Source organism: Gryllotalpicola ginsengisoli DSM 22003 (assembly GCF_000419445.1).
Classification (GTDB): Bacteria; Actinomycetota; Actinomycetes; order Actinomycetales; family Microbacteriaceae; genus Gryllotalpicola; species Gryllotalpicola ginsengisoli.
The window spans coordinates 135,626-158,250 of the sequence record NZ_AULK01000004.1; the positions used below are offsets into that span (position 1 = coordinate 135,626).

A 22,625-nucleotide genomic window follows, 5' to 3' on the forward strand; every position below is an offset into this window, starting at 1 on the left:
ACTGGCAACGGTACCCCGGGCGCCCTCACCCGCAGCCGTGCCGAAGGGCCCGCCGGTACCATCGCTGCATGCCCCACCGCGCCGATCTGCGCTCAGGCGTGCTCGCCGAGTGGAACGACGAACGCGGGTTCGGATTCATCGAACCGGCCGACTCCGGGGCGCGGGTCTTCGCGCACATCTCGGGCTTCACGGGATCCGAGCGCCGGCCCCGGGCCGGCGACCGCGTCGCGTACGCGCTCGGGCCCGGCCGCGACGGGCGCCCGCGCGCCACCAGGGTGAGCATCGTGGAGCCGCTGGCGCGCACCCCGCGTGCACCCCGTCCACCCCGCCCGTCGCAGGTCGATCGGATGCCCCGCGCCGACCGACGCGGCCGCGTGATGCCGCTCATGTTCCTGCCCGTCGCCGGGTTCGCGCTGCTGCTGGTGCTCGCGATCGCCTGGTGGGGCGCCTCGCCGTGGTTCGCCGTGCTCTACACCGGCATGAGCGCGGTCGCCTTCGGCATGTACGCCTGGGACAAGCGGGCGGCGATCGACGGGGCGCGGCGCACGCGCGAGAGCACCCTGCAGGCCGCGGCACTGCTCGGCGGCTGGCCCGGCGCCGTCGTCGCCCAGCAGCTGCTGCGGCACAAGAACCGCAAGACGTCGTTCCAGCTCGCGTTCTGGCTGATCGTGGTGGTGAACGTGGGGGCGTTCGTCGTGCTGACCTGGCGCCCTGCGCTCATCGAGCAATTGACCGACGCGCTCGGCTGACGGCCGCCCGCACTACTTCACTCCCGCTACTTCAGCAGGCGCGAGAGCACCCGGTCGGCGAGCACCTTGCCGCCGGTCTGGCACGTGGGGCAGTACTGCAGGCTCGAGTCGTGGTAGATCACCTGGCGGATCGTGTCACCGCACACCGGGCAGGCCTCGCCGGCGCGGCCGTGCACGCGCAACCCCTCGTGCTTCTCGGCCTTCAGCTCGCTCGCGGCGAGCCCTTCGGACCGAGCCACGGCGTCGCGAAGCGTCTCCTGCAGCGCGCGGTACAGCCGCGCCACCTCCTCGTCCGACATGGCGGCCGGCTTGAACGGCGACATCTTCGCCGCGTGCAGGATCTCGTCCGAGTACGCGTTGCCGATGCCGGCGATCACCGCCTGGTCGCGCAGCACCCCCTTGATCTGGGCGCGGCCCGCCCGCCTCAGAATGCCGGCGAAGACGTCGAGGGTGAACGCGTCGTCGAGGGGTTCCGGCCCGAGGGTGCGCACCCGCTCGACCTCCCGCGAGTCGTGCACCAGGTGGATCGCGAGGCTCTTCTTGCTGCCCGCCTCGGTGACGTCGAAGCCTGCGCCGTCAGGCTCGAGCAGCAGCCGGGCGGCGAGCGGGTTCTTCGGGGAGCGGCCGGGACGTGCGCTCGACTTGGGTTCCCTGTCGCGCCAGCGGATCCAGCCGGCCCGGGCGAGATGCATCACCAGGTGCACGTCGCCGATCTCGAGGTCGAGGAACTTGCCGTGCCGGCCGACCCCGCGCACGGGCCGGCCCGCGAGCGCCGAGGTGGGGATCTCGAAGGTCTTCAGCGCCGGGAACGCCAGCACGTCGAGGCGCCGCACCGTGCGGCCGACGAGCCGCGCACCGAGGTCTGCGGCGAGGGCCTGCACCTCGGGCAGTTCGGGCATGCGACTTTCCTACGCGAGGGGGCTGCGGCTCGCAAGCATCCGTCGCCATAGAGTGGGCGGGGTGAGGTACGTCATCGTCGGCGCGGGAGCCATCGGCGGCACGATCGCCGCGCGTCTCGGCCAGCATGCCAGCACGACTCCTCTCGTCGCGGCGCGCGGGGCGCACGCCGAGGCGATCGAGCAGGAGGGACTGCGGCTGCGCTCGCCCGACGACGACACGCGCGTCACCGTGGACGTGGTCACCTCCGCCGCCGAGGCCGAGTTGACCCTGGACGACGTGCTGGTCTTCGCGACGAAGACGCACCAGCTGCATGAGGCACTGCTGGAGTGGGTCGACCAGCCGGTGCACGCCGGGGGCGAGGTCGTGGGCACGGCGGGCGAGTTGCTACCGGCGCTCACCGCGCTGAACGGCGTCGAGGCCGAGCGGCTCGCGCTGCGCCTGTTCCGCCGCGTGTACGGCGTGTGCGTGTGGCTGCCGGCCGTGCACCTCGCGCCGGGGGAGATCGTGGTGCGCATCGCGCCGGTGAGCGGCGTCTTCGTCGTGGGCAGGTACGGCACGCCCGTCGACGAGACGGATGCCGCGGCCGACGCCAACCTGCTCGATTCCCTGCGCGCGGAGTGGGAGCGCGCGACCTTCCGCGTGCACCTCGTCGAGGACGTGATGCGCTGGAAGCATCAGAAGCTGATCACCAACCTGGGCAACGCCGTGCAGGCGCTGGCCGGTCCGGCCGCCGACGTGCCCGAGGTGTATCGCGCCGCCCGCGAGGAGGGCCTCGAGGTGCTCGCCGCCGCCGGCATCGGCATCGCCTCGGACGAGGAGGTCGAGGTCTGGCGCGGCGACCTCTTCCGGCTGCGCGAGGTGCCCGGCCTGGAGGGCGAGGTGGGCGGATCGACCTGGCAGTCGCTCGCGCGCGGATCGGGATCGGTGGAGACCGACTATCTGAACGGCGAGATCGTGCGCATCGCACGGATGGAGGGGGTGGCCGCCCCCGTCAACGAGGCCCTGCAGCGCGAGGCGCGCCGCGCGGCCGCGGAGGGCCGCCCCGCCGGCTCCCTCACCCCCGACCGGTTGCGCGCGCTCGTCCTTCCGCCGGCCTGAGCGCCGGAGCGGCTCAGCCACGTGCCGTCGCGGGCGCCGGGCTTGGCCGGCGTGCCCTCGCGCCCGCGGGCCATGCCCGACACTTCGTGCGCGACCGTTCTCCGAGCGCAAGAAAATCGGGCACGCGACTCTTCGGCGAGCAAGAAGGCTGATGCGGCCGTTCTCCCTGCGCAAGAAAACCGGTCGGCGCCCGCGCTCGGCGCTCGCCTCCCTTCGGGAAAATTCCCGGCGGACGCCGGCCGCCAGATCAGGCCTCACGCTCGCCATGCTCGACCACGCGCCCGACCGAATGTCTTGCGCTCGGAGAACAGGAGCACTTGGTGTCCGCCCGCGGAAGCACTCGGATGCACGCGCGAGTGCGGATCCAGCAAGAGCACGGGGCCGCGGGCGCTCTCCCAGGGGGCGCTGAGGGTGCGTTCACGCCGATGTCACCGGTCGCGGGTTCCATGGCCGCATGGCATCGTCGCAGCAGCCGAACCTGTCCGATCTGATCACCGCCCACCTCGACGAGTTCCGCCTGCCCGGCGTGCTCAGCGTGCGCCCCGGCTTCGAAGCGAAGAACGGATGGCTCACCGGCCGCCCCGCGATCGTCGTCACCGTCTCGGGCCCGCGCCCGCACGGACTGCCCGACGAAGTCGAGGGTGTGCCCGTCGACGTGCGCACCGCTTCGGAGCGCAAGCGCGCGGCGCTCCTCGCAGAGCCGGGGGCCGCGGCCCGCCGTCCCGCCGCTCCGGACGAGGGCGCCGTGCCCGAGTTCGACGACGAGGTGGTCCTCGCGCCGCAGCACCGAGGGCACCCACAGGGCCCGGGGCACCCGGAGCACCCGCAGCACCCGCAGGGGCCGCAGCACCCGGAGCACACGCGCCACGAGCCGCCGGCGCCCGAGGAATCCGCCCCGCTCGCCAAGCCCACGCTGCCGTACCAGCCGCCGGCCGGCGCCGCCCTCTCGCCCGTCTCGGGCGAGCTGACGGTGCAGCTGGCCGCCTCGCCCGACGCGGGCTGGGGGCAGCTGCAGCCGTTCCTCGCGGCCACGAAGCAGGAGCTCGTGATCGGCCTCTACGACTTCACCTCGAAGCACGTGCTCGACGCGTTCGAGACGGCGCTGAAGGGCAAGAAGGTGACGCTCACCCTCGACCACCCGTCGAAGAATCCGACCGCCGACCAGACCGACGAGCAGACCGTCGCCGAGCTCGAGAAGGCGCTCGGCGACGACTTCGAGCAGGCGTGGGCGCTGTCGGGCATGGACCCGAAGGCGACGGCGACGATCTTCCAGACCGCGTACCACATCAAGGTCGCCGCGCGCGACGGCGAGACCACCTGGCTGTCCAGCGGCAACTGGAACAACTCGAACCAGCCGGACATCGACCCGGTCAAGAACTCGGGCGACGCCGACGCCGCGCGTGACGGTGACCGGGACTGGCACGTCGTGATCCAGAGCCCCGAGTTGACGAAGACCTTCGCCGCATACCTGCAGAACGACTACGAGGTCGCGTCGCAGCACAACGAGTCCGATGCGGAGGCGGAGTTCGCCGCGCACGTGCTGCCGCGGGCGCAGACCCCGCCGTTCGCCCGGTTCTTCCCCGCCCAGACCGTGACCGGGCAGATGACGATCACCCCGCTGCTCACCCCCGACGCCGGCGTCTACGTCGACGCGGTCACGAAGCTGGTCGCGAGCGCGACGAAGACGCTGCACATGCAGTTCCAGTACATCGAACTGCCCAAGACGACGGATGCCACCAACCAGGCCTTCGTCGACCTCGTCAGTGCGGTCGCCGCGCGGCAGAAGGCGGGCGTCGAGGTGCGCATCATCATGAGCCAGTACGAGACGCTCGGCTACCTGGAGAAATTGCAGGCGCTGGGGCTCGACACGACGAACGACGTGAAGCTGCAGAACAACGTGCACAACAAGGGCATCGTCGTCGACGGGCGCGCGGTGCTGGTCAGCAGCCAGAACTGGTCGTCGGCCGGGGTGCTGCACAACCGCGACGCCGGCGTCATCATCGAGAACGCCGACGCCGCGGCCTATTTCGAGCAGATCTTCGCCCACGACTGGGAGCACCTGGCCGCCCAGAAGGCGAGCGAAGACTGACGGCTACTTGCCGCTCTTCTTCTTGGTGCCGACCTCGAGGACCCACTTGCCGTCGGAGTTCTTCACGGCGATGTAGTTGGCGCTGAAGCCGCCCTGCGCGGCCAGTACCTGCTTGCCGCCGTCGACGCTCTTGCCCGTGGTGATGTCGACCTTCGACGAGCCGTCGGGGAACTGCGACTTCAGGGCGTCGATGTCGTCGGAGTCGTAGCTGTAGTCGCTGTCGATGTACTTGCAGGCCTCGTCGACGGCGTTCTTCGACTGGGCCGCGTCGATCAGTCCCGACATGGCAGCCTTCGGCGACGACGCGCCGGTGCCGCAGTCCTTGGCACCGGCCGAGCAGCCGGAGAGGGCGAGGGCCGCCAGCAGCGTGGCCGAGGCGATGGAAGTGATGCGGATGGATCTGGTGGTGCTGATGGTGCTCATGCTCACCGGTTTATCAGCCGGCACTGACAGTTGCATTCGGCAGCGTGGTGTAGCGCCGCGGCGGCGCCGGGCTATTGGCTGAAGGCGAGGCTCGCGACGAGTCCGAGGATCGTCACCACGATGCCGACCGCGATCACGAGGAAGGTCGCGCGCGAGCGGCGCCGCGCCCGCGCATCCGTGCCCCACAGTTCGGCGATGAGGTGCACGCGGTGCGCCTCCTCGACGATCGCGACAGTGCTGCGATCCGACAGGTCGAGCCGGCCCTCGGCGGCATTGCGCTCGATGCGCAGCGCCTCCTCGAGCGTCATCGGCGTGCGGCCGACGCGGCGGCGTTCGACGGTCGGAGGTTTGGACATCGCCTCCATTGTGCCCCGCGCTGCCGCTCGGCACTCCCGGCCGCGCGCCCCGTCTAGGCTTCCGACATGGCCGGCCGGGTGCGCGACGAAGGCGACGGGATCCTCGCCCGTACCGCGCGCCTGCTCGGCGCGTTCACGGAGGACGACACCGAGCTGAGCGCGGCGCAGCTCGCCGACCGCAGCGGCCTCGCCCGCTCGACGGCGCACCGGCTGGCCCGGGAGCTGACCGGCATCGGCTTCCTGGCCCGAACCGACTCCGGCGCCTACACGATCGGCACCACCCTGTGGGAGATCGGCGAGCTGTCACCGCTGTCGATGCGGCTGCGCGAGCCGGCACTGCCCATCCTGGAGCGCCTGTACGAGGCATCCGGTGAGAACGTGCACCTCGCCGTGCTGGACGGCGACGATCCCGCCTCGGCCGTCGCGCTGTACGTGGCCCGGCTCACCGGGGAGTCCTCGATCCCGACGCTGACCCGCATGGGCGGGCGGCTGCCGCTGCACGCCACGGGGGTCGGGAAGGCGCTGCTGATGACGCGCGACGAGGCGTGGCTGTCCCGCTACTTCCAGCGCACGCTCGAGCGCGAGACGGTCTTCTCGGTGACCGACGAGCGGCGGCTGCGCGCGGAGCTCGCGACCGCGCGCCGGCTCGGGTACGCGTCGACGAAGCAGGAGATGACGCTGGGCAACTACTCGGTGGCCGTGCCGCTCGGCGAGGTGATGGGGCTGCCGCCCGCCGCCGTCGGCGTCGTCAGCCACCTCGGGCGATCGGATGAGCGCAGGCTCGCCCCGATCGTGGCACGGGCCGCGCGCGACATCACCGCGAAGCTGCGGTCCGTAGGCTGACGCCGGGCGGGACGCGGCACGGAATCCCACTGAGTGGGATGCGTGAGGCCACCGGCGGCCCGTGAGTCGGCAAGCTTCAAACGAAGACCGTCAAAGGAGACGCCATGAGCACCACCGGTGAGAGCCTGAGCACTCAGGACGAGGTCACGGCCGAGATCGGAGCCGTGCAGCAGCGCTACCGCGACGACGTCGCGGCCGGCCGGCAGCACACCGTCGACACCCTGCTCGACTTCCCGCCGTACCGCAGCAGCGAACTGCGGCACCCCACCAAGGATCCGCATCTCGTCGACCCCGAGACGATCGAGCTCGTCTCGCCCGCGTTCGGCCACTGGGAGGTCGCGCCGATCGAGGCCGACCTCACCAACCGGCACGTCGGCGGCGAGCCGCAGGGGCAGCGCATGGTCGTCACCGGCCGCGTCCTCGACGGCAACGGTCGGCCCGTGCGCCACCAGCTCGTCGAGCTGTGGCAGGCGAACGCCGGCGGCCGGTACATCCACCAGCGCGACCGGCACCCGGCGCCGCTCGACCCGAACTTCACGGGAGCAGGCCGCGTCATCACCGACGACGAGGGCCGGTACCGCTTCACCACCATCAAGCCGGGCGCCTACCCGTGGCGCAACCATCTGAACGCGTGGCGGCCGGCGCACATCCACTTCTCCATCTTCGGCAACGCCTTCACCCAGCGGCTTGTCACGCAGATGTACTTCCCCGACGACCCGCTGTTCGCCCTCGACCCGATCTACCAGTCGATCCCGGATCAGAAGGCCCGCGACCGCCTGATCGCCACCTACGACCACGAGCTGACCACCCCGGAATGGGCGCTGGGCTTCCGCTGGGACATCGTCGTCGACGGGCCGCAGGCGACCTGGTTCGAGCAGGACGGAGACCAGGCATGAGCCGCCTGCCGCGCACCCCCGGGCAGACCGTCGGCCCGTTCTTCCACTACGGCACCGAGTGGCCCCGAATGAACGAGGTCGTCGCCCCGTTCAGCCCGGGCTCCGTGCTGCTCGAGGGCGTCGTGTACGACGGAGCGGGCGAGCCCGTGCCCGACGTGATGCTCGAGATCTGGTCCGCCGACTCCGACGGCACGATCCCCACCGCTCCCGGCGTCATCGGCCGCGACGGGCACACCTTCACCGGCTTCGGCCGGGCCCACACCCGGCCCGACGGCCACTACGAGTTCTGGACCCGCGAACCCGGCCCGGTGGACGAGCGCGCGCCGTTCTACTCCATGGCCGTCTTCGCCCGGGGGCTGCTCGACGTGCTGCACACGCGCGTCTACCTCCCCGACGATGCCGGCCTGCACACGAGCGATCCGTTCCTCGCGAAGCTCACCGACGAGGAGCGCGCTACTGTGATCGCGACCCGCACCGCGGAAGGGAGTCTGCGTCATGACCTCCGGCTCCAGGGCGACGGCGAGACCGTCTTCATCCGGTTCTGACGTGGGGCTGCTCGAGCCGGTCTCCGCCGGGCACGACGCCGTCGTCTCCGACTCCGCCGTGCTCGAGGCGCTCCTCGCCGCCGAGCGCGCCCTCGTGCGCGCCGCCGTCGCCCTCGAGCTCGCGCCGGCGCAGGCCGCTGCGGCGTTCGACGAGGCGATCGCGGGCCTCGAGATCGACGCGGCCGAGTTGGCGACGGATGCCGCGGCCGGCGGCAACCCCGTCATCCCGCTGCTCTCCCGGCTGCGGCCCGCCGTGGCCGCGGTCGACGAGTCCGCCGCCGAGTGGGTGCACCGCGGCGCCACCAGCCAGGACATCGTCGACACCGCCCTCGCCCTGATCTCGGTGCGCGCGGCGGCCGCCATCGACGCGGCGCTCGGCCGCACCGTCGACGGGCTCGCGGCGCTCGCCGCCGAGCACCGCGACACCGTGGCCGCCGCCCGCACCCTCGGCCAGCACAGCACCCCGACCACGTGGGGGCTGCGCTTCGCGCTGTGGGCCGAGGCGGTCTTGGCGGCGCGAGGCGAGCTGCGCGAGGCATCCGCCGCCCTGCCCGCCCAACTCGGCGGCGCGTCGGGAACGCTCGCCTCCTTCGTCGCCCTCTACGGCGAGGAGGCGGCCGCGCGCCTGCCCGGCGCGTACGCCGCCGAGCTCTCGCTGGCGGCGCCGCAGCTGCCCTGGCACGTCACCCGCCGGCCGTTCACCCGGCTCGCCGATGCGCTCGTCGCGGTCGTCGACGCGCTCGGCGTGATCGGCTCCGACGTCGCCCTCGCCTCCCGGACCGAGGTCGGCGAGCTCATCGAGCCGCAGGCGCCGGGCCGGGGCGGGTCGTCGGCGATGCCGCACAAGAGGAACCCGATCCTGTCGGTGCTGATCCGCTCGGCGGCACTGCGCGCGCCCGGCCTCGGCGCCGACCTGCACCGCGCCGCCGCGCTCGCCGTTGACGAGCGGCCCGACGGCGCGTGGCACAGCGAATGGCCCGCGCTGCGCGAGCTGCTGCGCCTCGCCCTCGGCGCGAGCGCGCAGGCCGCCGAGCTCAGCGCCGGACTGCGGGTTGTGCCCGAGCGCGTCGCGGCGAACCTCGCGATCTCGGGCGACGAGCTGCTCAGCGAGCAGCGCAAGCTCACCGGCCGCACCGGGGAACCGGAGTCGTACACGGGCCTCGCCGGCGCGTTCGTCGACCGCGTGCTGGCCGGGCTCAGCCAGGAGGAGAGATGACCGCACCCGAACTGCACACCACCGACCCGGCCGGCCCCGACGGCGCCCCGCTGCTCGTGCTCGGCCCGTCGCTCGGCACCTCGACGCTGCTGTGGGACGACGCGGCGGCGATCCTGCGGCGCAGCTTCCGCGTGACCGCGTGGGATCTGCCCGGCCACGGCCTCTCCCCCGCCGCGCGGGCGCCGTTCACCGTCGCCGAACTCGCCGACGCGGTCGCCGGCCTGCTCGACGAGCTCGGCGAGCAGCGCGCCTACTACGCGGGCGTCTCTCTCGGCGGCGCCGTCGGACTCGAGCTGGCGCTGCGGCATCCCTCGCGCGTGATCGCGCTCGCCGACGTGTGCTCGGCGGCGAAGATCGGCACCCCCGAGTCGTGGCACGAGCGCGCCGCGCAGGTGCGCACGCAGGGCACGGCGGCGCTCGTGATCTCCAGCGCCCAACGCTGGTTCGCGCCCGGTTCGATCGAACGGCACCCGGTCGTCTCCGGCCGCCTGCTGCACGCGCTGCGCGACGCGGACGACGAGAGCTACGCGCTGTGCTGCGAGGCGCTCGCCGGCTTCGACGTGCGGCCCCGCCTCGGCGAGATCGCCGTGCCCGTGCAGGTGATCTGGGGCGAGCACGACGTCGTCATCTCCCACGAGGCGGCGGACGAGGTCGCGAGCGGCGTGCAGCGCGGAGCGCTGATTCCGATCACGGATGCCGCGCACCTCGCTCCTGCGGAGCAGCCGGAGGCCGTGGCGTCCGCCCTCGCCGAGTTGCCCGCGGAGGTGCGCGGATGAGCGAGCAGCCAGGCCGGCCCGCAGGCGCCGCCGACCCCGCCGACCCGACCGACTCGCAGCGCTACGAGCGCGGCATGGCCGTGCGCCGCGCGGTGCTCGGCGACGAGCACGTCGACCGCTCGACGGCCGCCGCCACCGACTTCACCCGGCCGTGGCAGGAGTTCATCACCCGCACCGCGTGGGGCGACGTGTGGACGAGGCCCGGCCTGACGCGCCGTGAGCGCAGCATCGCCGTGCTCTCCTCGCTCATCGCGCACGGGCACCACGAGGAGTTCCAGATGCACGTGCGCGCCGCGCTGCGCAACGGCCTCACCCGCGACGAGATCGCCGAGGTCATCCTGCAGTCCGCGATCTACTCGGGCGTGCCCGCCGCGAACACGGCCTATCGCCTCGCGCAGCAGGTGTTCGACCGCCTGGACGAGAATGAGGGCGACGGGGCGAAGGAGGCCAGGGAGTGATCGACAAGGTCCGAGCGGATGCCGCCGACGCGGTGTCCGGGATCGAAGACGGCTCGACCGTGATGATCAGCGGCTTCGGCCGCGCCGGCCAGCCCGTTGAGCTCATCGACGCGCTGATCGAGCTGGGCCCGCGCGACCTCACGATCGTGAACAACAACGCCGGCAACGGCGACGTCGGGCTCGCCCGGCTGCTGGCCAACCGGCAGGTGCGCAAGATCATCTGCTCCTTCCCGCGGCAGGTCGACTCGTGGGTGTTCGACGGCCTGTACCGCGCCGGCGAGATCGAGCTCGAGCTCGTGCCGCAGGGCAACCTCGCCGAGCGCATCCGTGCCGCCGGGGCCGGGATCGGCGCGTTCTTCACCCCCACCGGCTTCGGCACGCCGCTGGCGGAGGGCAAGGAGACCCGCAACATCGACGGCACCGACTACGTGCTCGAGTACCCGATCCGCGCCGACTACGCGCTGATCGGCGGTTTCCTGGCCGACCGTCTCGGCAACGTCGTCTACCGCAAGACCAGCCGCAACTTCGGCCCGATCATGGCCGCCGCTGCCGCAACGAGCATCGTGCAGGTCGACGAGGTCGTCGAGGTCGGCGCCCTCGACCCCGAGGCCGTCGTCACTCCGGGCATCTACGTCGACCGCGTGGTCGCGGTCGGCGAGCGGCCCTGGCTCGAACACGGCGTCTTCGTGGGCGCCGACGACGCCGAGGGTCATCGCGGCACGGATGCGGGTACCGTCGCCGCGACGGAAGGGGGTGCCGCATGAGCCTGGACCGCAGGGCGCTCGCCGCGCGCATCGCGCAGGACATCCCCGAGGGCTCGTACGTGAACCTCGGCATCGGCGCCCCCACCCTGATCAGCGACTACCTGCCGGAGGGCGCCGAGATCATCCTGCATACCGAGAACGGCATGCTCGGAATGGGTCCGCAGCCGAAGCCCGGCGAGATCGACCCCGACCTGATCAACGCGGGCAAGATCCCCGTCACCGAGCTGCCGGGCGCCGCCTACTTCCACCACGCCGACAGCTTCGCCATGATGCGCGGCGGGCACCTGGACTTCTGCGTGCTCGGCGCCTTCCAGGTGTCCCAGCACGGCGACCTCGCCAACTGGTCGACCGGCGAGCCGGGGGCGATCCCCGCCGTCGGCGGCGCCATGGATCTCGCGATCGGCGCCAAGCAGGTCTACGTGATGACCGACCTGCTCACCAAGAAGGGCGAGAGCAAGCTCGTCGCCGAGTGCGGCTACCCGCTCACCGGCGTGCGCTGCGTCACGCGCGTCTACACCGACCGCGCCGTCTTCGACGTCACCCCGGAGGGCTTCGCCGTGATCGAGACCTTCGACACCACCGTCGACGAGCTGAGCAGCCTCACCGGCCTGACGCTCGTCGATCGCACTTCCATTCCTGAGGAGGCATAGAACCGTGACCGCTTCCTTCGTCTACGACGCCGTGCGCACACCCTTCGGCCGCGCCGGCGGCGCGCTGTCCGGCATCCGCCCCGACGACCTCGCCGCAGTGGTGATGAAGGCCATCGTCGAGCGCACCGGCATCGACCCGGCATCCGTCGACGACGTCGTCTTCGGCGACGCCAACCAGGCCGGCGAGGACAACCGCGACGTCGCCCGCTTCGGTGCGCTGCTCGCGGGCTTCCCGACGAGCGTGACCGGAGTCACCGTCAACCGGCTGTGCTCCTCGAGCCTCGAGGCCGCCGTGCAGGCATCCCGCGCCGTCGAATGCGGCGACGCGACGCTCGTGCTCGCGGGCGGCGTCGAGTCGATGAGCCGCGCCCCGTTCGTCGTCGAGAAGTCGCCCAAGCCCTGGCCGGCGACCGGCAACCAGACCCTGTGGAACACCTCGATCGGCTGGCGCATGGTGAACCCGAAGCTGCCGAAGGAGTGGACGATCTCCAACGGCGAGTCCGCCGAGAAGGTCGCGCGGCTGAAGAACATCAGCCGCGAGGCGCAGGACGCGTGGGCGCTTCGCTCACATCGCCGGGCAGCGGATGCCTGGGCCGCCGGTGTCTTCGACGACGAGATCGTGCAGGTGCCCGGGGCGGAGCTCGCCCGTGACGAGGGCATCCGCGACGACACCACCCTCGAGAAGCTCGCCGGCCTGCGCGCCCTGTTCGCGCCGGACGGGAAGGGCACCGTCACGGCCGGCAACTCGAGCTCGATCAACGACGGCGCCGCGGCGGTGCTGATCGGCGCCGAGGGCGCGCTCGACGCCGAACCGCTCGCCCGCATCGCCGGCCGCGCCGCGCACGGCGTGGACCCAGACGTGTTCCCGCTCGCCCCCATCGAGGCCGCCAACCAGGCGCTCGCGAGGGCCGGGAAGAGCTGGGCGGACGTCGACCTGGTCGAGCTCAACGAGGCCTTCGCCTCGCAGGTGCTCGCCGACCTGCAGGGCTGGCCGGAGCTCGACCCGGAGAAGGTCAACATCCACGGCGGCGGGCTCTCCATCGGGCATCCGCTGGGAGCATCCGGCGGGCGCGTCCTCGCCCACGCCGCCCACGAGCTGAAGCGCCGCGGCGGCGGTGTCGCGGTCGCCGCGATCTGCGTCGGCGTGGGCCAGGGCCTCGCGGTCGTGCTCGAGCGTTAGCCCCGGGCGACCGTGTGGTCGTTCTGTTCGATGAAGCGACCAGCGCGACGATAGGCGACCACGAGTTGCACCGCGGCGATCGCGAACATCACCGAGGCGAACAGCGCGAGCAGCCTCTCCAGCACCGCATCAGTGACGATGGCCTCGCTCACAACAAAGAGGACGACTGCCGCATACAGCGGAGCGATGCCGAGCACAGCGCGCCGAGTCTGCTCGGCACTCGCCAGGATGATGTCGAGGTGCTGCTGATCGACCGGTGCCTTGCCGTTGATCTGCTTGCGCACCGCGCGCTTCTCTTTCATCGAGAGCGGGCTGGTCACGGCACGCCAGCGGGCGATGTAGTGCCCCGTACGAATGCCCCAGATGAATCCCACGAGGCCGACCACGAGCCCTATGGCCATCACGATCAGAGCCGCGAACAACCGGGCACTCACGTTCGCCTCGCCGGTGGACGGCGTTGAGGCGGCGGCCGGCAGCACGAGGGCCAGCACGAACCCCGCGACCCACGAAGCAATCACCAGCAAGCCCACCCAGAGCAGCACTCTCACCCGCCGCCCGCGCAACCGGTCGTCATTGACTCCCGCGGCAAGTTGAGCTGCGGCTGCCCACCTGCGATCGGCCTCGCTGTCGGTTTCGGGTGCGCTCACAGCCATCTCCATCGTGGGGCGATCGACAAGTGCCTTAGCACGGGCGATAAGTACCCGCAGGGAGTCCCCGCATCACGTCAGTCAGTACACGGTGAGCCCGCGGGCGCGGAACTGGTCGCGCACGCGCTCGACGAGTTCGGCCGAGGGCGGCTGCGTGTCCTCCAGCGCGTAGGCGAGGCTGAGCTCGTGCCACTTGCCGCGGCCCAGCTGGTGGAACGGCAGCACCTCGACGCGGGTCACCGCGCCCGGCCGCAGCGCGTCGAACGAGGCGACGTGGTCGGCGACGAGCTCCACGTTGTCCCAGGCATCCGTCAGATCGGGGACCAGCACGAACCGCACCCAGATCTCAACCCGGCCCTCGCGCGCGAGCCGGCGCCCGAACTCGAGCGTCGGCTCGAGTTCGCGGCCGGTCACCCGCCGATAGGTGTCGGGGTCGCCCGACTTCACGTCGAGGAGCACCAGGTCGGTGTCGGCGAGCGCCTGATCGGTCAGCTTGGCGCCGAGGAAACCGGAGGTGTCGAGGGCGGTGTGCACGCCGAGCCGCTTCGCCCCGCGCAGGATGCGCGCCGCGAACGCCGGCTGGAAGAGGATCTCGCCGCCCGAGAGGGTGAGCCCGCCGCCGGTCGCCTGGAACACGGGCAGGTAGCGGGCGATGCGCTCGAGGAGCTCGTCGGCCGAGACATCCGTGCCGTCCCTCAGCTCCCAGGTGTCGGGGTTCTGGCAGTAGAGGCAGCGCAGCGGGCAGCCGGAGACGAACACGGTCATGCGCGTGCCGGGACCGTCGACCGCGGTGACGAGCTCCCAGGAGTGGATGCTGCCCAGCTCGCCCGAGCGCAGGCGGGCGAGCCGGGAGTGCCGGTCGAGGCCCTGCTCCGGTCGCAGGCCGGCCAGCATCGTCGCCGTCATCAGATGCTCTCGTGGAAGGTGCGCGAGAGCACGTCGAGTTGCTGCTCGCGGGTCAGGCGCACGAAGTTGACGGCGTAGCCGGAGACGCGGATGGTCAGCTGCGGGTAGTTCTCGGGGTGCTCCATGGCGTCTTCGAGGGTCTGCCGGTTCAGCACGTTGACGTTCATGTGGTAGCCCTCGGTGCCCACGCTCGCGTCGAGCAGGCCGGCCAGGTTCTCGATCTGCTCGTCCTTGGTCCGGCCGAGTCCACTCGGCACCACCGTGTTCGTCAGCGAGATGCCGTCCTGCGCCTCGGCGTACGGGATCTTCGCCACCGACAGCGCGCTCGCGAGCATGCCGTGCGTGTCGCGGCCGTTCATCGGGTTGGCTCCCGGGGCGAACGGAGCGCCCGCCCGGCGGCCGTCGGGCGTGTTGCCCGTGTTCTTGCCGTAGACCACGTTCGAGGTGATCGTCAGCACGGACTGCGTGGGCACCGCGTCGCGGTAGGCCGGGTAGTGCCGGATCTTCTCCATGAACGTCTCGACGAGCCACGTCGCCAGCGCGTCGGCGCGGTCGTCGTCGTTGCCGTAGGCGGGGAAGTCGCCGTCGATCTCGTAGTCGACGATCACGCCCCGCTCGTCGGCCACCGGCACGACCGTGGCGTACTTGATGGCCGAGAGCGAGTCGGCCGCGACCGACAGCCCGGCGATGCCGCACGCCATGGTGCGCAGCACCTTCTTGTCGTGCAGCGCCATCTCCAGCCGCTCGTAGTCGTACTTGTCGTGCATGTAGTGGATGACGTTGAGCGCCTCGACGTAGGTCGCCGCGAGCCACTCCAGGGTGCGGTCCAGCCGCGCCACCACGTCGTCGAACTCGAGCGGGCGGCCCGGCTGCACGGGCCGGAACGCCGGCGCGACCTGCGCGCCGCTGAGCTCGTCGCGGCCGCCGTTGATCGCGTACAGCAGCGCCTTCGCGAGGTTGGCGCGCGCGCCGAAGAACTGCATCTGCTTGCCGACGGCCATGGGCGAGACGCAGCAGGCGATCGCCGCGTCGTCGCCCCAGTACTCGCGCAGATACCGGTCGGACTCGTACTGCAAGGCCGAGGTGTCGATCGACACCCGGGCGCAGAACTCCTTGAAGCCCTCCGGCAGCCGGCGCGACCACAGCACGGTGAGATTCGGCTCGGGCGCGGGCCCGAGGTTGTACAGCGTCTGCAGCATCCGGAACGAGTTCTTGGTCACGAGCGTGCGCCCGTCCTCGCCCATCCCGCCGATGGTCTCGGTCACCCAGGTGGGGTCGCCCGAGAACAGCGCGTCGTATTCGGGCGTGCGCAGGAAGCGCACGATGCGCAGCTTGATCACGAAGTCGTCGATCAGCTCCTGAGCGGATGCCTCGGTGAGCCGGCCCGCGGCGAGATCGCGCTCGAGGTAGATGTCGAGGAAGGTCGAGGTGCGCCCGAGCGACATCGCCGCGCCGTTCTGCTCCTTCACCGCGGCGAGGTAGCCGAAGTACAGCCACTGGATCGCCTCGCGCGCCGTCGTGGCCGGGCGCGAGATGTCGTACCCGTAGGAGGCGGCCATGGCCTTCAGCTCCTCGAGCGCGCGCAGCTGCTCGGCGTGCTCCTCGCGCTCGCGCACCACCGACTCGGTGAACGGATGCGTGTCCCAGTCGAGCTTGTCGAGCTTCTTCGCCTCGATCAGGGCGTCCACCCCGTACAGCGCGACGCGGCGGTAGTCGCCGATGATGCGTCCGCGCCCGTACGCGTCGGGCAGTCCCGTGAGCACGTGCGAGCGCCGGGCGGCGCGCACCGCGGGCGGGTAGGCGTCGAAGACGCCCTGGTTGTGCGTCTTGCGATACTGCGTGAACGTCTTCTCCAGGCCCTCGTCGACCGGGAAGCCGTAGGTCTCGAGGGCGTTCGCGACCATGCGCCAGCCGCCGAACGGCATGATCGCGCGTTTGAGCGGAGCATCCGTCTGCAGCCCGACGATCAGCTCGTCGTCCTTGTCGATGTAGCCGGGGCCGAAGGCGGTGATGCCGGCAGGCGTGTGCGGGTCGACGTCGTACACGCCCTTGGCGCGCTCGGCGGGGAACATCGCGGAGAGGCGGTTCCAGATGCGCAGGGTGCGCGCGGTGGGGCCGGCGAGGAAGCCGGCGTCGCCGGTGTAGGGGGTGTAGTTGCGCTGAATGAAGTCACGCACGTCGATGACGTCTTGCCAGGGGCCCGGGGTGAAGCCGGCCCACGCCTGCTCGCCGCCGGCGAAGTGAGGGGTTCCGGCCGGCACGTTCTGCACGATGCTCATGACGCCACGCTAAGCAGGCGCCGCCCGGGCGACTCGGGCCTTTCGACCCGGTCGCGCCGATCGCGGAACGCGGGACAGTAGGCGCAGCAAACACGACATCCAGACGAACGGCTTCCCTGGGAGGCACATCATGACCGCCACCGTCCCGCAGCACCACCGCCGTTTCGCCCTCGCCCCGAGGGCCGAAACCACCCCCGTCGCGGCAGAGCGCGACCTCGTCGTCACCTCGACCGGTCGCCGCTGGCTCGCCGTCCTCCGCCTCGCGACCGGATTCATCTTCCTCTGGGCCTTCCTCGACAAGACGTTCGGGCTGGGATTCTCCACGCCGGGGTCGCAGGCGTGGATCTCCGGCGGAGCGCCGAGCCAGGGGTTCCTCACCGGTGACGCCGTCACCGGGCCGCTCAAGGGGTTCTTCGCGGCCATCGCGAGCCCGGCGACCGACTGGCTGTTCATGCTGGCGATGCTCGGCATCGGCGCCGCGGTCATGCTCGGCATCGGGCTGCGCGTCAGCGCGGGCGTGGGCAGCGGCGTGCTGCTGCTCATGTACCTCGCCGAGTGGCCGTTCACGCCGGGCGCTGCCTCCACGAACCCGCTCGTTGACTACCACATCATCTACGCGCTGGCCCTGATCGTCGTCGCCGCCCTCTCGGCGGGAGACACCTGGGGCCTGGGCGCCGCGTGGCGCCGGCTGCCCCTGGTGCAGCGCCAGCGCTGGCTCATCTGAGCCGGCCCCGGCGAAGCCGTCCGCGCTGCGCGCGGGCGGCTTCGCCGTGCGCGCCGTCGGTGGGTGTCAACGAACGAGAGGGGAAGTCGGGTTGACCGGCGTCGTCGGGTTGGGGCTGCCGAGGCCGGTGAGGATCAGGTGCCGCAGGCTGCCGGCGATGTATCCGCTCCACGCGCCCGAGCACAGCTCGTAGCACTCGAATTCCGGCACCAGGCCCTCGTGCGTGAACCGCACGCGGGTCAGTCCGTCCCCCTCCTCGACGTCGAACCTGACGGTCGTGCCCGTCCATTCGTCCTTCGTCTCGGTGAAGGTCAGCCAGCTGTCGGTCACGAGCCAGGCGATCCGTGACGGCGGCTCGACCTCGGTGATCCGGAACCGGCACCAGTGCACGTCGGGCACCTCGTAGGTGAACTCGTCGCCGACCTCGCGCGTGCTGCCCTCGATGGCCCCGGACCACCAGCCGCGGACGTCTCGGATGGCCTCGAAGACGCGCTCCGCGGGCTGGGCGACCTCGAAGGCCGTGGTGAATCTGCTGCCCATGATGGAATCCCTTCGTCAGGTGCTTGCATGATGAAAGGCACTGTAGGAGGGGTGCTTGCTTGACGCAAGTGGTTTCGTAGACTGGCGGCATGCTCGGCCGCAGCTATGACAACCAGATCTGCTCGATCGCCCGCGCGTTGGACGTGGTCGGCGAGCGGTGGAGCCTGCTGATCATCCGCGACGCCGTCTTCGCGGGCGTGACGCGGTTCGGCGACTTCCAGCACAACCTCGGCATCGCCACGAACGTGCTCGCCGCCCGCCTGGACGCGTTCGTCGAGGGCGGCATCATGGAGCGCCGCCGCTACTCCGAGCGCCCCGCGCAGCACGAGTACGTGCTGACCGAGAAGGGGCGGGATCTCGCGCCCGCGCTGATCGCCCTGACCAGCTGGGGCGACCGCTGGGCGGCGCCGGACGGGCCGCCGATCCGATACGAGCACGCCGCATGCGGCCGGAGGGTCGAGCCGCAGCTCGTCTGCGAGAAGTGCGGCGCCGTGCACGCCGACGAGGTCGCGGCCCGGCCCGGGCCGGGGATGCCGGCCGAGTACCTCGCGCAGCGCCGCCCCGTTCGCAACGGTTGAGCCGGGCCGACCGCGGCGGGAAGGCGCCGCCCGCTTCCCTCGGCCGGTGCGTCGCCATGCGTTCCGCTTGGGCCGGCCCGATAGGGTGCGGCCATGCCCACCTGGCCTACGCTCGCACGCCGCACCGTCCTGGCCGCCGCCCTGCTCTGCGTGATCGTGCTGATCATCGGCATCGTGCTCGGTGCGGTCTTCGGCGACCTCGACTGGGTGCTCGCAGCCCTGCTCGTCGACCTCGGCGTCCTGGTGCTCGTGCTGAGCCGTGGCGCCGCGAACGCGCGCAACGAGGCGCTGCAGCGCATGATCGAACGAACGGATGCGGCATCCGATCGCCTCGCCGCCCTGCTGGCGGACGGCTTCACCGGGGCCTGGGACGGCAGGCGCCCGGGCGAGCCGCTGCGGCCCGGTGAGCCGCTCGACATGCTGCGCCGCGACCTGCAGCACGATCTGAGCGCGCTCGCGTCGCTGCAGCCGCTGATGCCGGCGGGTCGGCTCGTGCCCGCCCCGGGCGGCTGGGCGGCGACGCCGGAGACGCTGGTGCTGCTCATCGACCGGATCCTCACGGCGCCGAGCCTCGAGACCGTGGTCGAGGCGGGCAGCGGCACGTCGACGGTGTGGATCGCGCTCGCCCTCAAGCGCCGCGGCGGCGGGCGGCTGATCAGTCTCGAGCACGACGCGGCATACGCCGCCCAGACGGCGGCGGCGCTGGAGCGGCTCGGCCTGGCCGACGTGGTCGAGCTGCGCGTGGCGCCCCTCGAGTCGCGCACGGTCGCCGGGCGCGAGGTCACCTGGTACGCGGGCGTCGACCCCGACGACTTCCCCCGCGTCGACGTGCTCTTCGTCGACGGCCCTCCCGGCTACCTCGGCCCGGAGGCGCGCTGGCCGGCCGTGCCGGTGCTCGCCGCGGCGCTCGGCCCGGAGGCGTGGGTGGTGCTCGACGACGTGGACCGGCCCGAGGAGCAGGCGATCGTCGCAGCATGGGCGGAGGGCGAGTGGAGCGGGGTGCGGCTGGCCTGCGGGGCCGCCACGGACCGCGCTGCCGTCCTCATCCGCCAGCGCTGAACGGCATCCGGCCCGGGAACGGGAAAAGCCCCCTCGGCGGAGGGGGCTTCAGGTGCGGAGACGGAGGGATTTGAACCCTCGGTCCCCAATAAGGGGACTCCACCTTAGCAGGGTGGTGCACTCGACCGGACTATGCGACGTCTCCAGCGCCCGCTTGCCGCAGGCACCGTCCCATCATACAGAGGCTCGGGTGTACGCCAACTCGGCGGCGGCTCAGCCGATCAGGCCCTTCGAGCAGGTGCGCTGCGAGGCGGACTGCCCGGGCACGTCGGCCGGCAGCGCGGTCGGCACCGCCATCTTCGAGTTCGGATGCGGGCCCGCCACGGTGTACTGCTCCGGCGAGATCACCACGCCGCGCCCCGGCCCGGCCGTGACCTTGATCGGCGCGTTCCGCTGCAACTGCGCGTTCACGGATGCCGCATCCGCGGCGGGCACGACGTGGGCCGAGTCGCTCGGGTCGGTGGCCACGGGGTACTGCACGAACACGAACCGCGACAGCGGCACGCTCTTCAGCGCGAGCGCGAGCCGGATCAGGTTCAACGGGTTCTTCAGCTTCGAGCCGATGGTCATGTACTTCACCGCCGCCTCGGCGATGTGCGTCAGCTTGGGAAGGCTGGTGTAGACCTTCTCGCTCATCACCTTGCGGGCGAGGGCGGCCATGAACAGCTGCTGGTTGCTGATGCGCCCGAGGTCGGAGCCGTCGCCCACCCCGTGCCGGGTGCGCAGGAACTGCAGCGCGGTGGCCCCGCTCAGCGTGTGCGGGCCCGCGCTCAGCTGCAGGCCGACGTAGGGGTCGTCGATCGGGGTGGCCACGCACACGCGCACCCCGCCGACCGCGGTCGACATCTCCTGCACGCCGTTGAAGGTGATCATCGCGGTGTACGGGATCGAGGAGATCCCGGTGATGCTCTCGACGGTGTCGGCGACGCAGGCGACACCGTGGCTGAGCGCCGTGTTGATCATGCCGACGCCTCCGCCGGCGCAGGCCGGCAGCTGCACCTTCATGTCGCGCGGGAAGCTGACCACGTTCGCGCTCGTGTGATCGGCCGACACCTGCACGAGCAGCGTGACGTCGTTGTTGCCGGCGCCGCTGGAGGCGCTGAGCTCGTTCTGGAACCCGGTCTGCCCAGTGCGCGTGTCCGTGCCGACGAGCAGCAGGTTGATCGCCCCGCCGAGCGCCGACGGCAGCGTGGGCGTCGGGGTCGGGGTGGGCGTCGGCGTGGGCGTGGGGGTCGGGGTAGCGGTGACGGATGCCGTGTGCGTCGCCTTCACGACCGGCTTCTGCCTGCTCGCATTGACGCCGTAGACGACGCCCGACACGACCAGTGCGACGACCACGACGGTCGCCGCGATGATCCAGGCCAGTCTCTTCCGCCGCTTCTTCGCGGCCGGGCCCTGCGGGGCGTCGGGGTTCGTCGTCGACTCGTCGCTCATGCAGTCCTTCCGTGACCCTGACGGGCCCTGGGCTTACGCGGAGGGCGAGGGATTCGAACCCCCGGTGGCTTGCGCCACAACTGTTTTCAAGACAGTCTCCTTAGGCCGCTCGGACAGCCCTCCAGACCTCAAGCAGTCTAACCATGCGGCAGGCGGCCCCCGCCGCGCCGCCGCCCGCTAGTCGCCGAACGGCTTCGAGCAGGTGTATTCGTCCGCCGACTGGCCGTGCACCTGCGACGGCAGCGCCACGGCCGAACTGCTCGGCGTCGGCGTCGACGTGGCGGAGGACGACCTGCTCGAGGAGCTGCTCGGGGTCGGCGAGGCCGAAGCCGACGCCGAGCTGGTCGCGGTGGGCGTCGGCGTCGACGACGACTTCGAGGCGGCGCCGCCGGCCACCGACCCGACGCCGGTGCCGCCGGTGACCTGCACCGCTTCGTCCTTCTGCAGCGCGCTCATCAGCGCGGTCGCCCCGGCCTCGTCCGGCTCGACCGCGCTGCCGTCGTCGACGTAGTCGGTCGGGTACTGCACGAAGACGATGTTGGACAGGTCGGCGTTGCGCAGCGCGACCGCCATCGACGCCATGGTCTTGATGTTCGACAGCGACGTCGACAGCTGCATGTTCGACGCAGCCGCCTTGGCCAGCGCGTACACCTTGAGCGGATTGCCGAGCGTGTCGGCCGAGCGGATCGTGCGCACCAGCGACGACAGGAACACCTGCTGGTTGCTGATCCGGCCGAGGTCGGATCCGTCGCCCACGCCGTGGCGGGTGCGCAGGAAGGCGAGCGCCTGCGCCCCCTTGATGACGTGTTCGCCGGCGGACAGCTTGAGCCCCACGTACGGGTCGTCGATCGCCCCGGCGAGACACACGGGCACGCCGCCGACCGCGTCGGACATCTGGATCACGCCGTCGAACTGGATCAGCGCCGCATACGGGATCGACAGCCCGGTCAGCTGCTCCACCGTCAGCACGGTGCACGCCAGGCCGCCGTAGGAGAGGGTGACGTTGATCTTCTGCGAGCTCATCGCCGAGTAGTAGCCGCCCTTGCCGTTCGGGCACGACGGGATCGGCACGAGCATGTCGCGGGGGAAGCTCACCACGGTGACGTGCTGGTGGTCGGCCGAGACGTGCATGAGCATCGTGACGTCGTTGAGGTTCTCGCCGCGGTCGCCGTACGCCGGGTTGCCGTCGCCCGAGTCCGACCCGGCGAGCAGCACGTTGAACGACCCCTTGATGGCGTCGATGCCCTCCTGCTTCGTCTCGGTGTGCCCGGACTGGTCGACGAGGTCGACCGAGGGCTTCGTGCTCTGCACGACGTCGCCCACCGCCATGCCGGCGAGCGAGAACGCGCTGACCGAGGCCACGATCGCGAGACCGGCGACGATCTTGCCGATCGCGGCGAACGGATGCCTGCGCCCGAGCCGCCCGTGCCGGGCGATCCCCTTCGGCTTTCCGGGACGGCTGTGACGCGGGCGGCGCAGCTCCGTCATGCTCGTCCCTTCTCGAACCGGTTCAGA

24 protein-coding genes and 2 tRNA genes are annotated in these 22,625 nt (G+C 71.5%); 15 read left to right on the top strand and 11 right to left on the bottom strand.

Features of this window, described 5'->3' with window-relative positions; all coding sequences use genetic code 11:
- Positions 1-68: 68 nt before the first annotated feature.
- On the top strand, positions 69-749 hold the full coding sequence (locus H563_RS0109185; protein WP_022882311.1) for a DUF1294 domain-containing protein: 681 nt from the start codon (positions 69-71) through the stop codon (positions 747-749).
- A 26-nt stretch (positions 750-775) separates the two neighbouring features.
- On the opposite strand, the gene H563_RS0109190 is transcribed toward H563_RS0109185, so the two are convergent.
- On the bottom strand, positions 776-1,648 hold the full coding sequence (locus H563_RS0109190; RefSeq protein WP_022882312.1) for an Fpg/Nei family DNA glycosylase: 873 nt from the start codon (positions 1,646-1,648) through the stop codon (positions 776-778).
- A gap of 61 nt (positions 1,649-1,709) precedes the next feature.
- Between H563_RS0109190 and H563_RS15945 the strand changes: the two genes are divergently transcribed.
- Together H563_RS15945 and H563_RS0109200 are read left to right on the top strand one after the other, a co-directional pair.
- On the top strand, positions 1,710-2,747 hold the full coding sequence (locus tag H563_RS15945; RefSeq protein WP_022882313.1) for a ketopantoate reductase family protein: 1,038 nt from the start codon (positions 1,710-1,712) through the stop codon (positions 2,745-2,747).
- A gap of 454 nt (positions 2,748-3,201) precedes the next feature.
- The gene (locus H563_RS0109200; RefSeq protein WP_022882314.1) at positions 3,202-4,836 is read left to right on the top strand and encodes a phospholipase D-like domain-containing protein; all 1,635 of its coding nucleotides are present in this window, start codon (positions 3,202-3,204) and stop codon (positions 4,834-4,836) included.
- A gap of 3 nt (positions 4,837-4,839) precedes the next feature.
- Here H563_RS0109200 and H563_RS0109205 read toward each other — a convergent pair whose 3' ends face one another.
- Together H563_RS0109205 and H563_RS0109210 are read right to left on the bottom strand one after the other, a co-directional pair.
- Entirely contained in the window at positions 4,840-5,259 is a 420-nt protein-coding gene (locus H563_RS0109205; RefSeq protein ID WP_022882315.1) for a hypothetical protein, read from the bottom strand.
- 71 nt (positions 5,260-5,330) lie between these two features.
- Positions 5,331-5,615, bottom strand: coding sequence for a hypothetical protein (locus H563_RS0109210; RefSeq protein ID WP_022882316.1), 285 nt, complete (start codon positions 5,613-5,615; stop codon positions 5,331-5,333).
- Between the two features lie 66 nt (positions 5,616-5,681).
- Here H563_RS0109210 and H563_RS0109215 point away from each other — a divergent pair, with 66 nt between their 5' ends.
- The 9 genes from H563_RS0109215 (at position 5,682) to H563_RS0109255 (ending at position 12,943) form a co-directional block, all read left to right on the top strand.
- Positions 5,682-6,458: an IclR family transcriptional regulator gene (locus H563_RS0109215; protein WP_022882317.1), complete on the top strand. Its 777-nt coding sequence runs from the start codon at positions 5,682-5,684 to the stop codon at positions 6,456-6,458.
- Positions 6,459-6,562: 104 nt separating this feature from the next.
- Positions 6,563-7,354, top strand: coding sequence for a protocatechuate 3,4-dioxygenase subunit beta (gene pcaH / locus H563_RS0109220; RefSeq protein WP_022882318.1), 792 nt, complete (start codon positions 6,563-6,565; stop codon positions 7,352-7,354).
- A complete protein-coding gene (pcaG, locus tag H563_RS0109225) occupies positions 7,351-7,899 on the top strand; it encodes a protocatechuate 3,4-dioxygenase subunit alpha (protein ID WP_022882319.1) in 549 nt (182 codons plus the stop codon). The genes pcaH and pcaG overlap by 4 nt, the downstream gene beginning before the upstream one ends.
- Position 7,900: 1 nt before the next feature.
- A complete protein-coding gene (locus H563_RS15950) occupies positions 7,901-9,115 on the top strand; it encodes a lyase family protein (protein ID WP_051142706.1) in 1,215 nt (404 codons plus the stop codon).
- Positions 9,112-9,891, top strand: a complete 780-nt coding sequence (locus H563_RS0109235) for an alpha/beta fold hydrolase (RefSeq protein WP_027479278.1) — start codon at positions 9,112-9,114, stop codon at positions 9,889-9,891. Before H563_RS15950 ends, H563_RS0109235 begins: the two co-directional genes overlap by 4 nt.
- On the top strand, positions 9,888-10,349 hold the full coding sequence (gene pcaC, locus H563_RS0109240) for a 4-carboxymuconolactone decarboxylase (RefSeq protein ID WP_081416236.1): 462 nt from the start codon (positions 9,888-9,890) through the stop codon (positions 10,347-10,349). The genes H563_RS0109235 and pcaC overlap by 4 nt, the downstream gene beginning before the upstream one ends.
- Positions 10,346-11,113, top strand: coding sequence for a 3-oxoacid CoA-transferase subunit A (locus H563_RS15955; protein ID WP_022882321.1), 768 nt, complete (start codon positions 10,346-10,348; stop codon positions 11,111-11,113). The genes pcaC and H563_RS15955 overlap by 4 nt, the downstream gene beginning before the upstream one ends.
- The gene (locus H563_RS0109250) at positions 11,110-11,763 is read left to right on the top strand and encodes a 3-oxoacid CoA-transferase subunit B (RefSeq protein ID WP_022882322.1); all 654 of its coding nucleotides are present in this window, start codon (positions 11,110-11,112) and stop codon (positions 11,761-11,763) included. Before H563_RS15955 ends, H563_RS0109250 begins: the two co-directional genes overlap by 4 nt.
- Positions 11,764-11,767: 4 nt before the next feature.
- Positions 11,768-12,943, top strand: coding sequence for a thiolase family protein (locus H563_RS0109255; protein WP_022882323.1), 1,176 nt, complete (start codon positions 11,768-11,770; stop codon positions 12,941-12,943).
- Here the strand turns inward: H563_RS0109255 and H563_RS0109260 are convergent.
- From H563_RS0109260 to pflB, 3 genes are all read right to left on the bottom strand, one after another.
- Positions 12,940-13,590, bottom strand: a complete 651-nt coding sequence (locus H563_RS0109260) for a hypothetical protein (RefSeq protein ID WP_155865137.1) — start codon at positions 13,588-13,590, stop codon at positions 12,940-12,942. The two genes, H563_RS0109255 and H563_RS0109260, sit on opposite strands and share 4 nt — an antisense overlap.
- Before the next feature lie 81 nt (positions 13,591-13,671).
- Positions 13,672-14,496 carry a pyruvate formate-lyase-activating protein gene (gene pflA / locus H563_RS15960; RefSeq protein ID WP_022882325.1) on the bottom strand — a complete coding sequence of 275 codons (825 nt, stop codon included), beginning with the start codon at positions 14,494-14,496 and terminating at the stop codon, positions 13,672-13,674.
- Positions 14,496-16,775 carry a formate C-acetyltransferase gene (gene pflB / locus H563_RS0109270; RefSeq protein ID WP_022882326.1) on the bottom strand — a complete coding sequence of 760 codons (2,280 nt, stop codon included), beginning with the start codon at positions 16,773-16,775 and terminating at the stop codon, positions 14,496-14,498. Before pflB ends, pflA begins: the two co-directional genes overlap by 1 nt.
- Positions 16,776-16,905: 130 nt before the next feature.
- Here pflB and H563_RS0109275 point away from each other — a divergent pair, with 130 nt between their 5' ends.
- Entirely contained in the window at positions 16,906-17,499 is a 594-nt protein-coding gene (locus H563_RS0109275; RefSeq protein ID WP_022882327.1) for a hypothetical protein, read from the top strand.
- Positions 17,500-17,565: 66 nt separating this feature from the next.
- Here the strand turns inward: H563_RS0109275 and H563_RS0109280 are convergent, their stop codons facing one another.
- Positions 17,566-18,039, bottom strand: a complete 474-nt coding sequence (locus H563_RS0109280) for an SRPBCC family protein (RefSeq protein ID WP_022882328.1) — start codon at positions 18,037-18,039, stop codon at positions 17,566-17,568.
- Between the two features lie 89 nt (positions 18,040-18,128).
- On the opposite strand from H563_RS0109280, the gene H563_RS0109285 reads away from it, so the two are divergent.
- Together H563_RS0109285 and H563_RS17415 are read left to right on the top strand one after the other, a co-directional pair.
- Entirely contained in the window at positions 18,129-18,617 is a 489-nt protein-coding gene (locus H563_RS0109285; protein WP_022882329.1) for a winged helix-turn-helix transcriptional regulator, read from the top strand.
- Between the two features lie 93 nt (positions 18,618-18,710).
- The gene (locus H563_RS17415; protein WP_022882330.1) at positions 18,711-19,676 is read left to right on the top strand and encodes a class I SAM-dependent methyltransferase; all 966 of its coding nucleotides are present in this window, start codon (positions 18,711-18,713) and stop codon (positions 19,674-19,676) included.
- Between the two features lie 55 nt (positions 19,677-19,731).
- Here H563_RS17415 and H563_RS0109295 read toward each other — a convergent pair.
- From H563_RS0109295 to H563_RS0109310, 4 genes are all read right to left on the bottom strand, one after another.
- A tRNA-Ser gene (locus H563_RS0109295) sits at positions 19,732-19,821 on the bottom strand.
- A gap of 68 nt (positions 19,822-19,889) precedes the next feature.
- Positions 19,890-21,110: an LCP family protein gene (locus H563_RS15970; RefSeq protein ID WP_022882331.1), complete on the bottom strand. Its 1,221-nt coding sequence runs from the start codon at positions 21,108-21,110 to the stop codon at positions 19,890-19,892.
- A 38-nt stretch (positions 21,111-21,148) separates the two neighbouring features.
- A tRNA-Ser gene (locus H563_RS0109305) sits at positions 21,149-21,233 on the bottom strand.
- A 54-nt stretch (positions 21,234-21,287) separates the two neighbouring features.
- Positions 21,288-22,598 (bottom strand): LCP family protein, encoded by a 1,311-nt coding sequence (locus H563_RS0109310; protein WP_027479280.1) that lies wholly within the window; start codon positions 22,596-22,598, stop codon positions 21,288-21,290.
- Between the last annotated feature and the right edge of the window lie 27 nt (positions 22,599-22,625).

Coding starts and splice junctions, on each gene's coding strand:
- H563_RS0109185 (WP_022882311.1), top strand. CDS start 69: ATGCCCCACCGCGCCGATCTGCGCTCAGGCGTGCTCGCCGAGTGGAAC.
- H563_RS0109190 (WP_022882312.1), bottom strand. CDS start 1,648: ATGCCCGAACTGCCCGAGGTGCAGGCCCTCGCCGCAGACCTCGGTGCG.
- H563_RS0109200 (WP_022882314.1), top strand. CDS start 3,202: ATGGCATCGTCGCAGCAGCCGAACCTGTCCGATCTGATCACCGCCCAC.
- H563_RS0109205 (WP_022882315.1), bottom strand. CDS start 5,259: ATGAGCACCATCAGCACCACCAGATCCATCCGCATCACTTCCATCGCC.
- H563_RS0109210 (WP_022882316.1), bottom strand. CDS start 5,615: ATGTCCAAACCTCCGACCGTCGAACGCCGCCGCGTCGGCCGCACGCCG.
- H563_RS0109215 (WP_022882317.1), top strand. CDS start 5,682: ATGGCCGGCCGGGTGCGCGACGAAGGCGACGGGATCCTCGCCCGTACC.
- pcaH (WP_022882318.1), top strand. CDS start 6,563: ATGAGCACCACCGGTGAGAGCCTGAGCACTCAGGACGAGGTCACGGCC.
- pcaG (WP_022882319.1), top strand. CDS start 7,351: ATGAGCCGCCTGCCGCGCACCCCCGGGCAGACCGTCGGCCCGTTCTTC.
- H563_RS0109235 (WP_027479278.1), top strand. CDS start 9,112: ATGACCGCACCCGAACTGCACACCACCGACCCGGCCGGCCCCGACGGC.
- pcaC (WP_081416236.1), top strand. CDS start 9,888: ATGAGCGAGCAGCCAGGCCGGCCCGCAGGCGCCGCCGACCCCGCCGAC.
- H563_RS0109250 (WP_022882322.1), top strand. CDS start 11,110: ATGAGCCTGGACCGCAGGGCGCTCGCCGCGCGCATCGCGCAGGACATC.
- pflA (WP_022882325.1), bottom strand. CDS start 14,496: ATGACGGCGACGATGCTGGCCGGCCTGCGACCGGAGCAGGGCCTCGAC.
- pflB (WP_022882326.1), bottom strand. CDS start 16,775: ATGAGCATCGTGCAGAACGTGCCGGCCGGAACCCCTCACTTCGCCGGC.
- H563_RS0109275 (WP_022882327.1), top strand. CDS start 16,906: ATGACCGCCACCGTCCCGCAGCACCACCGCCGTTTCGCCCTCGCCCCG.
- H563_RS0109280 (WP_022882328.1), bottom strand. CDS start 18,039: ATGGGCAGCAGATTCACCACGGCCTTCGAGGTCGCCCAGCCCGCGGAG.
- H563_RS0109285 (WP_022882329.1), top strand. CDS start 18,129: ATGCTCGGCCGCAGCTATGACAACCAGATCTGCTCGATCGCCCGCGCG.
- H563_RS17415 (WP_022882330.1), top strand. CDS start 18,711: ATGCCCACCTGGCCTACGCTCGCACGCCGCACCGTCCTGGCCGCCGCC.
- H563_RS15970 (WP_022882331.1), bottom strand. CDS start 21,110: ATGAGCGACGAGTCGACGACGAACCCCGACGCCCCGCAGGGCCCGGCC.
- H563_RS0109310 (WP_027479280.1), bottom strand. CDS start 22,598: ATGACGGAGCTGCGCCGCCCGCGTCACAGCCGTCCCGGAAAGCCGAAG.